We start from the raw sequence: 15,879 nt of genomic DNA on the forward strand, positions 1-15,879 counted from the left end.
TTTTTGGCTGGCATACACTATAACTAATGATTGCTTATTTTTTTATATTATACAATCTAGCTGCGTCTCAGCTTAATTGTTAACAATACTTCGGACAGTTTTTGATTGCCAATCATAGAATCAGGGTTTCAAGGCTCCAAGGCAAGTTCGCTACGAACGGAAAATCGAGGTTTTCAGCCTAAGAACTAAAACAGTCCGGACTATTGAAGCGATCGAGGTATAACAAATCATTGGAGCGGACAAACACCTATGATTTTAGTCAAGCTGAAGTTATGGGTGAGCGCAAAGCATAAATAATTGTTAAGCGATCGATGCCTAACGAATCATTGAATCTGACCTGACAAACTCGCAATATTTGAGGTTTGAGTCAGACGCGATCGTTTTCCGCTCAATTTAGCCGTTAGGTTGCAGTTATTTCAAGATAGAGATGTTCCCTTAAAGTCATTGGGTAGTGATATATGGCTGAAATTAATAACAGAAATAAATTAAGTCAAAAATTTTCTAATTGCTTTGAAAACCAGCTTAAACCCATCGTGCAGTTCTTGATATATTTAAGAGTGCCTCTGACAGTTGCAATCGCAGCTTGGTATTTTTTTACCCAGATCGATCAAACCATTGAGGTCTATCGTGTAATTGCTTTCGATCAGAATGTATCTCAGGCAGTTTTTTCTACAGTATTTGTTGTTTTGCTTTCACTTGGTGTGTGGTTCGCGGCACGTTTACATGAGAAATGCTATGAAGCTCGTCTTCCTGAATTCTACAAGCCAAAATTCGATTGCTTCTACAAAAATGCACCTCGTTTGCTAGGTGCTATACCACTGGGTAGCCTTGCTTATGGCACTTGGGCTACCCAAAAAACATTGCATAACTTATCAGATCCTACTCCCAAAATTTTTTTGCTAGTGTGGATGTTTAGCAATATAGTTTTATTAGGAATTTTAGGTTATTTAATAATTAACCGAATTGAAATTTTAAAAGACTCAAAGTTCCTAGGTTCCTTTGCCTCTAATAAGAAGGGGGAAGGTCTATTTGGGCAAAAATTTGAAAATATCTTTGTTAATATTGCCTGCTTTGTTTTTATTGTTTTATCTTTGCCTATGATCGTGGCAGCAAAAGATTCACAGTTGTCTTTTGGTTTAGTTGCTGTTTTTCTGTTGCTCGTATTTTTTAATGTGGCGCTGTTTTCTTGGCAACACACGCTAAAATCACGAATTACAGTTGTTAGGACTTGTTCAATTTCCCTGCTGGCATCCCTCGCATTAGGGTTGATAATGCCTCCGACATTTCTTCCCGATCTGCTGGGATCAATTAGTGTGGTGGCAATATCATTGACGATTGTGGTGGTTGTTTTTTCAACAATTTACGACTGGGGTCTGCAAACCAAAATACCTGGGATTACGATTCTCATCGTGTTGATTGTTGTTTCTAGCAATTTTAATTTTAATGACAATCATCGCTTTCGACAATTTAGCAAACCCGAAAAGTCAGTCCTTCCAGCTTTAGAATCTAGTTTTCAGCAATGGTTAGCTAATCGCCCCGATCTCGATCAATTCTCAAATAAACCGTATCCTGTCTATATCGCTGCGGCTCAAGGTGGGGGTATCTATGCCGCTTATCATGCAGCGACAGGCTTCACAAAGCTAACAGAATATTTTCCAAGTTTTCCTCAGCATATATTTGCAATCAGTAGTGTTTCTGGCGGTAGCTTGGGGGCTTCTGCCTTTTCAAGTTTGGTGAAATTTGGTGGAATTAGTGGTAAATCCCTTAGCCAAACGGCTAGCAAACTGTTTAGCAGTGACTTGCTTACGCCCCTCCTAACGATGGGGCTATTCCCTGACCTGATTCAACGATTTATCTTTTTCCCAATATACGATTGGGATCGGGGAAGAGGTCTGGAAGTTGCGTTTGAAAAAGCTTGGGATAAGCTGTCTCTTCCAAATCAAGATAATCCCTTGCGGCAGTCTTTTTACCAACACTGGCAGCCCCAGGGCATAGCCCCTGCACTGGTTCTCAACACAACTGTTGTCGAAACTGGCGATCGCCTGGTGATCAGCCCCTTTCAGATTAACTTGCCCAACAAAGAAAATATTGCCATTGATGAACCCGATCTAGATTTGAAACTGAGTACAGCGGCTGGCCTCAGTGCTCGTTTTCCCTACTTCACCCCTGTAGGGTGGTACCAACGCAGTAAGGACAAAAGTAAATTGCATTTGGCTGATGGCGGTTATTTTGATAATTCTGGTATTCCTACTGCTTTGGACATTGGGCGCAGCTTACAGCGACTTAAGGGTTACGGAACAACTTTTGAAATTGTCTACCTATCCTTAATTGATGGGCAATTGAACGAGCCTACAACTCAACTCAAGAGTGTAGGACTCAACGAGGTTTTATCGCCAGTTCGTGCCTTGTTTCGTGCGCGCGAGTCCCGCAGCCGCAGTGCTGTTGAGTTGTCTACTTTCACGGTCAATGATGGGATTGACGATCCACTCAAATATAAATTCAGAACCTTGTTCCTGAAAAAGTCAGGTGATGGCGTTAAGTTGCCTCTGGGTTGGCTCATCTCTGAGCGGTCAAGGAAATTTATCGATCGGCAGACACCTGACCCCGCAACCTGTGATATCGAAAAATTCCGACAAGGCTCTGCAAACGGTCGGGTGCGTATGAATGACAATCATAACCCTTGTGTGATCGGATCGATTGGCAACGATTTGAGTTAGATTAAGCTAATAGACCTCTTGCAAAAATAGCTGGGACGGGCTCTCCGGCCCGTCCCACAAAAAGTTTTTTCTCTTGTGGGATGGGCCGGAGAGCCCGTCCGAAAATTTGATCGAAAGGACTTTTGCAAGAAGTCTAATGTCTAGCGATCTACACCTACTGTCTATTTAGCAAAGGCGGGATCGCGGAATCGTTAAGCTAACGGCGCAACCTAACAATTCGGTTGGAGGGGATTGTTGAAAGTCGCTGGTGGTGCTAGGAGTGCTATTTGCAACCGCTCAACCTGAACGTTATACCAGCAGCGAAATGTTCGTTGAGGTGGTCGGTTTCAGTTCTAGATAATGCCAGCAAGAATAGTTGGCTTTGTTGTTAAGTTTGGAAAGGTTAAAAGCGATCGCAAAGCACAAATAATTGTTAAGCGAAAAGTCTTTTTATCTGCGAGCGCATCGCTCGAACTTTTGAAAAGTTCGATCGCCAATTTCCTACTTAACAAACAGCCACTACACCCAACTCTGTAATCGCCGCCTCCGGGCCCACCAAAGAAACATAGGGTTCTACAAAATATTTCTTAGCAGCATCCCGCGCTTGTGAAGCTGTCACCTGTGCAATTTCTTCTTGAAACTGCTGGTCAAATTTAATTCCCAATCCCAAAATTTCGTACCAGCCTAAAACTTGGGCTATTTGCGAATTAGTTTGTTTTCCTAAAGCATATTGACCCAGCATTTTATTCTTGCAAGCTTGCAATTCTTCGTCGCTTAGTTCGGTGTTGGCGAGCCGATCGACTTCTGCACGCAATCCTTCAAAAGCAGTCGTTGTATTTTCCGGCGCCGTACCCATGTACACAACAAACTGAGCCGTGTCCAAGCGCGTCGCGTAGAGCGCGGAAACGTCGTAAGCCAAGCCCCGCTTTTCCCGCAATTCCACAAACAATCGGCTCGACAAACCGTTACCCAAATAAGTATTCAGCAACTTAATCGCTGCGTAGTCGGGATTTCTAACAGAGGGTGCGAGGTAGCCCAGCATAATCACTGATTGTTGCGTATCTTGCGCTGTAACGACCGATTGAGGGGAGGGGTATAGAGGGGGGACGGTTAAAGTTGGTAAGGGTGTTAAAGGCGCTTTCCAGTCCCCAAAAGTTCGATCGATCAGGGCGATCGCATCTTCGGTCGAGATTCTGCCGGCTACCGAAATAACTACATTATCGGGACGGAAATAGGTTTTGTGGAACTGTTCAAGCTCGTTTCTGGTGAGCTTTGACATAGTAGCTTCCGTGCCCAAGGGAGAGAAAGCATAGGGATGTTCCTGGTACATCGAGTGCCGCAATTGCTCGAAGGCGATCGCAAATGGCTGTTCTTGCTGCGATCGAATTGACGATATGGCAATGCGGCGTTCGAGTTCGACTTCAGCTTCCGGGAAAGTGGGCGATCGCGTCAATTGCGCCGCCAACTCCAAAATCTCCTCAAAATCCGCAGAAACCGTTTTCAAACTCACTAAAAAATAGTCTGTAGTAGAGTCGGCACTCAACCTCGCTCCCACCGATTCTACACGTTCGGCAATTTCCAGCGAAGACAGTCGATCGGTTCCCTTAGTCATTACCGCCGACAGCAAGTGACACAATCCTGCTTGTTCCGGCTGCACGTAGCGACTGCCGGCCCGCAGGAATATCCTAGCTGCAATAATATCTGCTGCTGGATTTTCTGCTGCTAAGACAACAATACCGTTGTCTAAAACCGTGCGCTGGATTTCATTTTTCATGGTTAATTTAGTTGGGAACTTGTACTGAGCGTAGCTGAAGTATTGGTAATTGAAAATGGGTAATTAGTAATTTGTAATTTGTAATTTGTAATTACTCGATCGCCATTTTTCTATTTTCCACGTGCATCTTGTATGATGTCATACCGGGCCGGGCCTGACCCACAACATCTAAATGTATAGCAACTGCCAAGGCGGCGCCGGACGAGATCGATTGCTAAAACCCTTGCTCTGATTACGTCTGCCTCCTGCCTCCTGCCTTCTGCCTCCTGCCTCCTGCCTCCTGCTATAACAACATCTATCCCGTAGGGTGCGCCACAAGCACAAAGAACCCCGGACAAATGCCGAACATCTATCCGGTACAAAAGATATTTAGGAATGAGAATTAAATAAAATCCACTTTTCCTGTTTGTTGTGGGATGGGCGTCCCGCCCGTCCCCGATAGACGGGCGGGACGCCCATCCCACAAGAAAAAAGGGCAATTATTTAATTGACGATCCTTATATTCACAAGCTTAACGATTAGATTGGTTTGAGTACCACGGCTGTATAGCGTCGGGGAGAGAGATATTGTTGAGCTAGGCGCTGGAGGTCTAAGGGCCCAAATGCTTTAATCCTGGTGGGATAGCTAAGCGCTAATTCCGCACTGGCGATCGTATTGTAATATCCGTAAAGACCCGCTAGCTGTCCCGGCGTTTCGAGCGAGAAAGCAAAATCGTTGCACAGCAAACGCTGACAGCGGAGCAATTCTACCTCGGAAACAGGCTCAGACTGCAATTGCCAAAGCCGATCGCAAATCCGAGATTCCACCTCTTCGACATCCTTCGCTTCCAAGACTGCACTGATAGTAAATAAACTCGATTCCCGTTGCAGCGAGAAAGTGCTGTCGATCGCCTCTACCAATTGTAATTCTTCTCGCAGTTCCCTGACTAAACGCGAAGTCCGCCCGTCTGCAAGCAACACCGACAGCAAATCCAAGCCGCAAGCACTTTGCAAGTGTTCAACTCCCGGGCCCGTCCAGGCCATCATCAGCCGCGCTTGTTCTAATCGGGGGATGCTCAATTCCTGACGGCGAATTTCTATCAGTGGCGGTTCCGCCTCTGCGGTTAATTTGGGACAATCCCACCGATCCGAAAACTGCTCGAATGCTTTCTCCGTAACATCTCTGGCCTGTTGTTCGTCAATTCCCCCGACTACCACCACAGTCATATTTTCCGGCTGATAGTGCGATCGGTGAAAACAGCGCATTTCGTGGGGAGTTCGCGACATCAGCAGTTCTTCCGTGCCGAGTACCGATCGCCTGTAGGGATGTCGCTGGTAAACTGTTTCCATCATAGCTTGGAAACCCAGCCAATCGGGATTGTCTTGAGCTTGACGGATTTCTTCGAGCACCACATCTCGCTCGCGATCGAATTCCCGATCGGGAATCGAAGCCCGCAGCAGCAATTCTGCCAGCGGCTGGGCTGTTTCTGCTAAATAATCGGCCGCAGCGTTGACGAAAAAATGGGCGTAGTCGTGACTTGTAGCTGCATTCGCGACACCGCCGCGATTTTCGATTACTTGGTCAAATTCTCCCGGGGCGATCGAATCCGTCCCTTTAAATATCATGTGTTCTAGAAAATGAGCCATTCCCGACCAAGAATCCGGCTCCAGCGTAGCGCCAGCCCTCACCCACACGTCTAGCGCGACCACCGGTGTGGTCGAAATCCGCTGGTGAATGACCGTTAACCCGTTGTTGAGCTTCCAGACATTGGCTGGGAACTCTAAAGCAGTGAGCAGTTGAGACAAGCTAGTTATTCTTAAACTTTAGTTAACTTCGGCTGCAACTATCGTAGCGCTTTACAGCTATGCGATCGGGATTAATTGATACAAAAGTCAGTCTTCTGTTGGCAGTTGTCAGTTGACTGTTGGCAGTTGGCGCTTGGTAGTTGTCAGTTGGCAGTTGTTATTAAGGGTAATTTCTGCTTTTTTCAAAAACGACCTTAGCATTAATTAACTATCATTTCTTGGTTTAAAAGTCAATAGGTTGCACGGGATATTAATGAATCAGTCGGGAGAAAGAGGATGTTATCAGAATATATCAATAAATTAAAAGATGTAAGAACACTAAAGACCTTGAGAGGAGAAACGACAGATGGTAGCTACCTTAGAAGATACCAAGCGCCAAGCGATCGCGACTAAATTAGCAGACATGAAAGCGCTGCAAAACCTGCTGATCGCCAACGAGCAATTGTTCATCAATTCCTGCAACGACTCCGAACTGTGCGATCGCTTCCGGGATATGCTTGAGGACGATCGCAAAAACTTGGGCGTATTAGAAACCGTAATCGTTCAATACGGAATTCAAACCGCACCCAAAGAAACATTCACAAAAATGATCGAAGAAGTTCAGAAACTAATGAACGGTTCTGAACTCACATTGTTTGAAAAAGTCAGCCAGCACGAACTGCTCAAACACAAACAAACAATGGCCGGCTTGTTAATTCACAAAGCCGCCCAAGTAGTTGGCGCCGACATCGAAGCCGCCATTACTCCACTCAACACAGTTAACTTTGAAAACCGCGCTCACCAAGAACAACTCAAAGGAGTTATGGAAGTCTTAGGAGTGCGCGAACTGACCGGCAAAGACCCCGACCAAGGCGTTTGGGCCCGCGTGCAAGATGCAATGGCAGCCATGACAGGCATCATCGGCGGTGCAGTTACTCGCACCAAAAATGAGATGAACATCACCGAAATCATCACAATGGATCACCGCAAAGCCGATACCCTATTTATGGAGATCGAAAAAACCGACGATCCGAAAAAACTGCAAGAATTCTTCGGTCAACTTTACAAGGATCTCAGCGTTCACGCCGAAGCAGAAGAACAAATTGTTTACCCAGCAATTCGCAGCTACTACAGCAACACTCAAGAACTCTACGACGAGCAAGCAGAAATGAAGCAAATGCTCGCCAAGATTAAGTCAATGAGCCCGAGTTCTCCTGAGTTCAAAGCCCAAATCAAACAGCTCCAAACAGCGGTTCAGGATCACGTAAAAGAAGAAGAAAACGATATGTTCCCTCAAATTCGCCGCAACTTGAGCGAAGCACAAATGGAACAAATGGCTACTCAATTCAAAGCAGCCAAAAGCACCATCCAGCAAGAAATGGCTAGCATGAGCTAATTCAGCAGTAGGCTAATTTTAACTCTAGCAAAACTAGAGAATAGTTAAACTGCAACCTATCAATCCCGCTACCCACGTAGCGGGATTACTGTTTTTTTGAAAGACAATTTTAAAAAATAAACATATTATACCATTTCTCTAAAATCGTGCAACACTCTTCGACCCCCCTAGCCCCCCGCTGCATTGCGGGGGGAACAAGAATACTGTTATTTCGTTTAAAATTGGTATTATTTGTAGCGGCGGGTTTCACGAAAGATATTTCGGGTAATTAATAATATAAATAAACCCGCCCCCGAGTTGTGGAGGGCGGGTTTATTTATATTATTAATTTCATCAAAGATTTTCGGTAAAACCCGCCCCTACGAGCATTGGGAGCAAGAAGATTTTAGCCGTTAATCACAGAACCGCCGTTGGGATGCAAAATTTGACCGGTCATGTAAGACGAATCTTTTGAAGCTAAAAATACGTAACTGGGGGCAACTTCATCGGGTTGACCGGCGCGTCCCAAGGCCGTGTCTGCACCAAATTTCTCCACTTTTTCTTCAGGGAAAGTTGCAGGAATTAGAGGCGTCCAAATTGGGCCGGGGGCGACTCCGTTGACGCGAATTCCTTTCTCAGCTAAACTTTGAGACAAGGAGCGAGTAAAGGCAACTATTGCTCCTTTTGTGGAGGAGTAATCTAACAATTGTTGGTTGCCTTTGTAGGCGGTGACAGAGGTAGTGTTGATAATTGCACTTCCCTCTTTGAGGTGTTTGAGAGCGGCTTTGGTGAGGTAAAACATGGAGAAAATGTTGGTGCGGAAGGTGCGCTCTAATTGTTCGGCGGTGATGTTTTCGATGCTTTCTTGGGGATGCTGTTCGGCGGCGTTGTTGACGAGGATGTCGAGATGGCCAAATTCTTTAACTGTTTGTTCTACAAGGTTTTTACAGGTGCTTTCTTCGCCGATGTCGCCGGCGATCGCAATACAGCGGCGGCCTTGTTGTTCGATCGCCTCTTTTGTCTTTTTGGCATCATCATTTTCGTTGAGATAGCTGATGACCACGTTAGCGCCTTCTTTCGCAAAGGCGATCGCCACTGCACGCCCGATACCGCTGTCTCCGCCGGTAATTAAGGCTACTTTGTCCCGCAATTTGTCGCTACCGCGATATCCCTTCGCGAAGGATTGAGGTTGCGGGGTCATTTGCGATTCAATACCGGGTTGCTGTTCTTGATGTTGAGCCGGATTAATCTTCTGTTCGGTTGGCATAACATATTCCTCTAAGTTCTACCTCTATAAATAAAGGTTTTCTGGAACTGGGGAATCGGTCTTTTTGCCGATCGTCCTCTACGACTAAAGACAGTAATTAAACAGATAAATAAACCCGTCAGCCGAGCCCATGATTGTGGCGGATGGGTTGATATAAATTGTGAGTTTTCCTCAAAGATTGTCGGTAAAACCAGCGCCTAAGATCGTGGGGATATATTTGTTGTAGAGGCGGGTTTCATGAAAAATATTTCCGGTAATTCAAGAAATCCATAAACCCGCCCCGCGAGCCTCTAATTATTGTCACAACAGCAAAAAGCACGCCAAAACATCATTTGACGTGCAGTTTAAACAAGCTAGTTGCTAATTGCTGAGTCTCAAATTAGATCCCCAACTTAAGATTGAAACAGCGAAGTAGAAGAAGGACCGATGAACAATGATTCATCGTCACGCTTCTGAGCTTCTACAAACGCTCCGATCAAAGCATCCGCCGACTCTTTCAAAGCGGTGGCGAAATTATCAACATAAGCCACACCAGCATGATCAAGTACGACCTCGCTGTAATCATCGCTGGCTACTGCAGAAGCAGACACCCGACCGCCCTCCGTCAGCGGATCGAGACTCTGAATAGATCTTGCCGGTCTTGGAGGCGAAGGCACTGTATTCGGACCCGGCACGTCAAAGTTAACCGGATTCGGTCCAGTGGGGATCGGGAACGGATTCGGAACGCTCGCATCGAAGACTTCCAACACCGAGTAGGTATCCGGCAACAAATCGGGAAACAGAGCAATCCCATTAGCATCTGTTCTGACTATCGGACTATCAACCCCCGGATCGTAGCGACCGTTCCGATTCAAATCCAAAACAAACGGAATACCCACCAGAGGCGGTTCCCCTGCATCTTGGAAGCCGTCGCGGTCGTCGTCTTGGAATTTTGGAACCAACAAATCGTAACGCCGAGTGTTGCCAATCAAAGCGCAAGTAAAAGTTTGATTGGGGCCCAGAACAATATCCAGCGGTTGAGTCGTTTGCACAAAATTCTGTTGAGCAGCAGAAAGTTCTTCTCGCAGGCTGTAAGTACCGGGAGTTAAATTATTGAACGCAAAAGTACCAAATCCGCTGGTAGTTTGAAAAGGTTCACTTGCCTGACGCACGCCGTCGCGGTTGAGGTCGAGATAAACGACAACACCGTTAATGAACGGTTCGTTTCCATCTCGATAGCCGTTTTGGTTGAAGTCCTCAAATTTGCAACCGGTGATGTTGCTGTTCGGGGTGTTGGCAAAAGTAACGTTAGCATCCTGAGTGTTGAGAGTCACCGTAACAGCAGCAGGTGTAGAAGGCGACAAAGTAGGGGGTACAATTTCCCGCACCGTGTAAGTGCCGGGAGCTAAGTTCTGGAACAGTGCTCGACCCGCACGACTCGCTCCTCCCACAAGATCAGGTCGTTCGTTAGTTTGTAAGTCGCGAGTTGTGACCGTAGGTTCTGTTCCTGACTGAAACTGACCGTCGTTGTTGAGGTCAATAAAAACTTGGACGCCATTGACACCTGCTTCGCCTTGTTCTGGCTCAAAGCGACCGTTGGCATTCAAGTCTCTGTACTTGAATATAGTGATGTTCGGTCGAGTGTTGCCCACCCCCAAGTTATCTCCTACCAAGTTATTGGGATTCACAGGGCTAAAGACAATTGCTGGCGAGGGGTTAGGTGCTGGGAAAGGTACGGGGGTGTTGGCAAAAATCGGTCGCTCGCCTGTTGCTGCAATCAGCCTTTCGGTTGTTTGTCGAACGCCGTCGCGGTTGGTGTCTACGAATTTAGGATCGTTGGGTTTCAGTGTATAGTTTGAGTCTGCTACTAACAGCGGTTGCTCTCTGCTGATAGTACCCTGGAATCGTGCCGAAGGTCCTGGAGCTGAAACCACCGTAGGGTTGGCAGTGGTTGCTACTGGAAGGTTGATGTTGCCAGGTCTGAAGACATCCGTTCTTCCCGGTACTACTAGCCTATCTGGGAGAGTTGTTCCTGCTGGCAATAAGCTTCGCGACAGCGTGTCTGGGAAAATTTCCAATACTGAATAATTGCCAGCGAACAAGTCGCGGAAGGTAACTTTTCCGTCGCCATCGGTGAGTGCGATGGGTTCGTCGCCTTCATCCCAACGACCGTCCTCGTCCAAATCTAAAATGAACGGTACCAGGGGAACCGCAGGTTCTAAATCTCCATTGATCACATTGCGGGTGCCGTTGCGGTCTATGTCTTGAAATTTGTTAACTTCGATTTGGTAGAGCGGAGTGTTGCCAACTTGAGCGCAGGCAAAAGTCTCGCCGGCGCGTACCGTTACGTCGAGCAGGGGAATGCTTTCGGGGGGGGTGCTTTGGGGAAAATCTTCTTCTAAGGGTTCGGCTGTCGGAGGAACAGAAGTATCCTGAATTCTTAGTATGCTGTTGGGAGCTGGCGGTCTGAGCCGTTCTTCCCGAACCTTGTAGGTTCCTGGTTCTACGTCGAACGACCACCGACCGTTTTTGTCTGTTAGCGTTGCACGATCCGTTGCTGGATCGAATTGACCGTTGCCATTGATATCTAGATATATTCTGACATTTTTAATGCCCGGTTCGTTCCCATCTCGAAAGCCGTCGTTGTCTGTGTCTAGGTATTTGCATCCAACGATCCGGCTGCCCACAAGTGCGGTGTTGCCAAAGAAAACGGTGGCGTTTGTAGTGCTAACGGTGACAGCGAGGGGGTTGGGAGTAGTAGCGCGGAAACCCGCAGGTACTGTTTCTGTGAGTATGTAGTTACCCGGAGCAACACCTGTGAATGAGAACGCGCCGTTAGCATCCGTGATGGCTACAGCCTCCCCGGCATTAGCGTTGAATGTACGGTTGGAGCTTGTTGCTGGTTCCAGGAGAATGGAGACATCCCGTAAACCTTCTTCACCCGGATCTCTGATGCCATCGGCGTCGCGGTCGTTAAATTTGAGTCCTATAATTGCCGGGCCAGCATTCCCCACCTGAACCGGCCGTACCGGAGCTACCGGTTGAACAGCCGATATTTGCTGGGCTATGCGCTCTTCGCTAGTTAAATTTGCCATGATTGTCTGTTCCTTCACACCTAAATCTATGTAAGCTACAGGCTACTGTATCATTTTGCCGATCAGCAGCTAGCTGCTGCTAGCGACTGACGATTGCTATTCGATCGTACATACGTTTACACTCACTTGAATGTTCCTGATTTAACATCAGAATTTCTCAAGCTTTGTCGCACGAGATTATATCAGGTTTTGAATAGCTCTGGCAATTTAAGCTTAATATTTGCTGCTGTTGTCGATCGCCCGTCAGGCGAATCGCAGTGCGGAGTCAAGTGCCTGCACCTCACTGACTGCATGCTGCGACGAGCGGCAGCGTCCGGAATCGTGCCGTCACAGTTCGGTTTTTGTGGAACCGCTGCCAATATTTCGCGATATCGCCCGCCTCTAAAAAAGCTGAAAATCTTTAACATTCCCTATCCTATCCGACAGCGCGATCGCCGAATCAATTAATAAATTTGCCTTGACAAATTCCCTGCTTTCTGAATTCGGGTCCAGACCGACATTCTGTTGCCTAAAGTTAGAAATATAACCTAAATCCGCCACCTCTCGATCGGTCAAAACATCTCGAATTTGATAACTGCCTTGACCCCCACTCCCCAACAAACTATCTGCCTCAATTTTTGCCGCCGTTTCCCCATCTAAATAACTGCCCCCACCCGTCAGCGGGTCGCTATCTAAAGCTAAAGCTGACTTGCCCTCAGCATCTCCCGTCAGCAAATCGATGCTGCTGGCCCGAATCTCTGCCGAGACAACAACCACCGCAGGCGGAGTCGTGAGAATGAAACCGGGCGGCGGAACTTCGCGGACAACATAACTACCTACCGGAACGTTGCGGAAACTGTAATTGCCTTGAACATCGCTGAAGGTACTCGCTTCACCCGGATCTAAACTGCTGTTGTTGTTGAGGTCGATGTAAATCTGAGTATTGGCGATCGGCGGTTCCCCGGGATCTAGGCGGCCGTTGGCGTTAAAATCGTTAAATTTGACACCGCTGATCGTGCCCGTCACCAACACGTTGCCAAAGCTGAGATTAGTGGCATTTGTGCCGTTGCCCACGGTAATGGGAGTCGGATTTGGCGTGGTTTGTCGAAAACCGGGCTGCGGGACTTCCCTCACCGAATAAACGCCTTGGGGCAAGTTAATAAAAGAGAAATTACCTTGGGGGTTTGTTAAAGTCGAAGGTTCATTGGGATCTCGGGCGTTGTTGTTGTTGAGGTCAAGGTAAATCGGCCAGTTGCCAACTCTCGGTTCCGTCGGTTCGTTGATACCGTTAGCGTTGAGGTCGTTGAACTTGAAGCCGCTGATGCTGCCTGTGGGAAAATTGTTGCCGAAATTGACGCCGACAGCGTTGGTATTGCCAGTTATGTCGATCGGGCCTGGATTTGGCGTAGTCTGTACCCATCCCGGTTGCTGGACTTCCCTCACCAAATACCGGCCGGGAGAAACATTGGCAAAAGTGTAGTTGCCTTGCGGGTTTGTGATGGTGTTGGGTTCGCCCGGATCGAAGCTGCCGTTGCCGTTGAGGTCGATGTAAATTGGCCAGTTGGGCAGAGGCGGGTCTGTCGCATCTCGGACGCTGTTGGCATTGAGGTCGTTGTACTTGAGCCCGCTGATGCTGCCGACAAAAAAGACATTGCCAAAATTGATGTTGTTGACAGTGGCATTGGAAGTAACGCTAACCGGGGCGGGGTCGGGCGTGGTTTGGAGAAAACCCGGTTGCTGGACTTCTCTCACCAAATATGTATCTGCGGGAATATTGACAAAAGCGTAATTGCCTTGAACGTTGGTAAAAGTAAAAGGTTCGCCGCCGTCGAGCCTGTTGTTGCGGTTGAGGTCGAGGTAAATTTGCCAGTTAGCTAGCGGTGGTTCCCCAGGATCGGGGCGGCTGTTGCTGTTGATGTCGTTGAATTTTGTGCCTGCGATCGTCCCTGCGTTGAAGTTGTTGCCAAAATTGATATTGCCAGCGTTTGTCCCGCTGGTAATCGTGATGGGTGCGGGATTTGGAGTAGTTTGGCGAAAGTTCGGCTGCTGGACTTCCCTAACTTGGTAAGTGCCCGGCGGCAGGTTGCCGAAGAAGTAGTTGCCTTGCGCGTTTGTGAGGGTGGAAGGTTCGTTAAACTCTGGCTGGCCGTTGTTGTTGAGGTCGAGGTAGATTTGCCAGTTGGGAATTGGCACTTCTCCGGGATCGGGTCGGCCGTTGGCGTTGAGGTCGTTGTATTTGTTGCCGCTGATGCTGCCGACTTGGAAGTTCCCGATGTTGACGTTGCCGATGTCTATTTGGCTGGCGGTTCTGGTGGGGGTGGATTCGGACATGGTGTTGCTGGGGCCCAATGAACGCGGTTCAATGTTTTCTGTAGGGCAATCTAGCAGTTTTTTTGCCAATTGCAGCTATTTGAGAGAGATAAATTTTTTTTAGGAAAGGGAAGGGGAGGGGGAGAGGGGGAGAGGGGGAGAGTGGGAGAGTGGGAGAGTGGGAGAGTGGGAGAAGGGGAGAGGGGGAGAGTGGGAGAGTGGGAGAGTGGGAGAGTGGGAGAGTGGGAGAGTGGGAGAGTGAAAGAGGGAGAAAATCTTCACGCTTGACTTCTTCGCTCAAAACCCATCCGTTAAATTCGTCCTTGCCAATCCGTTGCCGAACTTCACGCTTGACTTGTTGGCTTAACATCCATCCGTTACATCCCGTACATTGCTCGTTGCCGAAATTCCCAATTTTTTCCAGATTTGATGTACGATCGCTACCAGTTTTGCAGAGGTCGAATTCCCAATGTCCCAAAACTTGACAGCAAGCTGGAATGACGCCCGCGAGGTTCCCAGTTTGCTCTTCGGCTGGAGTTTGTGCGGTTTATTGGCAATAGGCTCGATCGCCCCTACTCCTGTTGCAGCACAGCTACCTACCTCCGAACAGAGTAACAGCAACAGCCCGATCGCTCAAACCGGTGCTCGCGCCCGCCCCACGCTCAAATTGGGCAGCCGCGGCTCGGAAGTGATCGAACTCCAAGCTGCTCTTAAATTATTGGGCTTTTACCCTGACACTGTAGACGGAATTTTCTCGCAAAGCACCGCTAGAGCTGTATCTCAGTTCCAAGAAGCAGCAGGTCTGCCTCCCGACGCCATAGTCGGTCAAGATACTTGGAACCGGCTGTTTCCGGCAGCTAGCGCGCTCGAAAACCCCATCGCTAACGATCCTGTAAATGCCGACAACTCAGAGATTAACCCCCAAGCGCAGCCAACCAATTTTCCGGTTTTGAGAAGACGAATGCGGGGGGCGGCAGTCAGAGATTTGCAAGAACGGCTGCGGGCAAAGGGATTTTTGCGGGTGAGTGCTGACGGTGTGTTCGGCCCGCAAACTCAAGCTGCTGTCAAGGCGGCTCAGCGACAATATCAACTGCCGGCAGACGGCATTGTCGGCCGCGCAACTTGGGAAGCTCTGCTGCGTTGATAGCAAGCGCAAAGTGCCTGGTATGCACGTTGCCGTATCGGGCGATCGTACAAATTGTTAATAATCGCTTTTGGAAGTATTTCATCACATCAAAAAGTGTCAAGTTTGGTAAACAAAGTGTTTTTATGCGGGCAGTTGGTGTTAACTTAAAAACATGAGGGGCAAAACCAAGAAGCACAAAAAACTTGGATAAAAAATTTGGAATTAGAGTATTTGTCCCGATCGGCTCTAGTCCGCAGGCAACGCCTGAACCGTGTAGCTTATTAGCAAGGAAAGGTTGACATTGCGATAGGGATTTCTTAGATAGCTTGAGGCTATTTGATTAATCAAAAGTTGCGATCGCACAGTCAAACACAGAAGTCTGAATAGACTCCGCTGATAGCTAGCTCGTCCGCAGAGTAGTTGCAAAAAAGTCCACCTTAGTTGTAGTTTGCTGAAACTCAGCAGAGCTAAAAACCCATTTGAATCAACTTAATTTACAAACTTTTTAGGGTCTG

Annotated in this window: 8 protein-coding genes; 3 read left to right on the plus strand and 5 right to left on the minus strand. The window is 47.7% G+C overall.

The window, feature by feature from the left end:
- Window positions 1-458 precede the first annotated feature (458 nt).
- Complete coding sequence (locus QUA99_RS22375) at window positions 459-2,717, plus strand: patatin-like phospholipase family protein (RefSeq protein ID WP_333241121.1); 2,259 nt, start codon at window positions 459-461, stop codon at window positions 2,715-2,717.
- A gap of 484 nt (window positions 2,718-3,201) precedes the next feature.
- Here the strand turns inward: QUA99_RS22375 and QUA99_RS22380 are convergent, their stop codons facing one another.
- Together QUA99_RS22380 and QUA99_RS22385 are read right to left on the minus strand one after the other, a co-directional pair.
- Window positions 3,202-4,470, minus strand: coding sequence for a pitrilysin family protein (locus QUA99_RS22380; protein ID WP_333241120.1), 1,269 nt, complete (start codon window positions 4,468-4,470; stop codon window positions 3,202-3,204).
- 518 nt (window positions 4,471-4,988) lie between these two features.
- Window positions 4,989-6,254 carry a pitrilysin family protein gene (locus QUA99_RS22385; RefSeq protein ID WP_333241118.1) on the minus strand — a complete coding sequence of 422 codons (1,266 nt, stop codon included), beginning with the start codon at window positions 6,252-6,254 and terminating at the stop codon, window positions 4,989-4,991.
- A gap of 346 nt (window positions 6,255-6,600) precedes the next feature.
- On the opposite strand from QUA99_RS22385, the gene QUA99_RS22390 reads away from it, so the two are divergent.
- Entirely contained in the window at window positions 6,601-7,629 is a 1,029-nt protein-coding gene (locus QUA99_RS22390) for a hemerythrin domain-containing protein (RefSeq protein ID WP_333241116.1), read from the plus strand.
- A gap of 385 nt (window positions 7,630-8,014) precedes the next feature.
- Here the strand turns inward: QUA99_RS22390 and QUA99_RS22395 are convergent, their stop codons facing one another.
- From QUA99_RS22395 to QUA99_RS22405, 3 genes are all read right to left on the minus strand, one after another.
- Window positions 8,015-8,875 (minus strand): SDR family oxidoreductase, encoded by an 861-nt coding sequence (locus QUA99_RS22395; RefSeq protein WP_333241114.1) that lies wholly within the window; start codon window positions 8,873-8,875, stop codon window positions 8,015-8,017.
- A 392-nt stretch (window positions 8,876-9,267) separates the two neighbouring features.
- On the minus strand, window positions 9,268-11,949 hold the full coding sequence (locus QUA99_RS22400) for an SdrD B-like domain-containing protein (protein ID WP_333241113.1): 2,682 nt from the start codon (window positions 11,947-11,949) through the stop codon (window positions 9,268-9,270).
- A gap of 381 nt (window positions 11,950-12,330) precedes the next feature.
- Window positions 12,331-14,259: an SdrD B-like domain-containing protein gene (locus tag QUA99_RS22405; RefSeq protein WP_333241111.1), complete on the minus strand. Its 1,929-nt coding sequence runs from the start codon at window positions 14,257-14,259 to the stop codon at window positions 12,331-12,333.
- A 448-nt stretch (window positions 14,260-14,707) separates the two neighbouring features.
- Here QUA99_RS22405 and QUA99_RS22410 point away from each other — a divergent pair, with 448 nt between their 5' ends.
- Window positions 14,708-15,382 (plus strand): peptidoglycan-binding protein, encoded by a 675-nt coding sequence (locus QUA99_RS22410; protein ID WP_333241108.1) that lies wholly within the window; start codon window positions 14,708-14,710, stop codon window positions 15,380-15,382.
- The last annotated feature ends 497 nt before the right edge of the window (window positions 15,383-15,879 follow it).

Origin of the sequence: Microcoleus sp. F10-B2, from assembly GCF_036704965.1 — a bacterium.
GTDB lineage: Bacteria > Cyanobacteriota > Cyanobacteriia > Cyanobacteriales > Microcoleaceae > Microcoleus.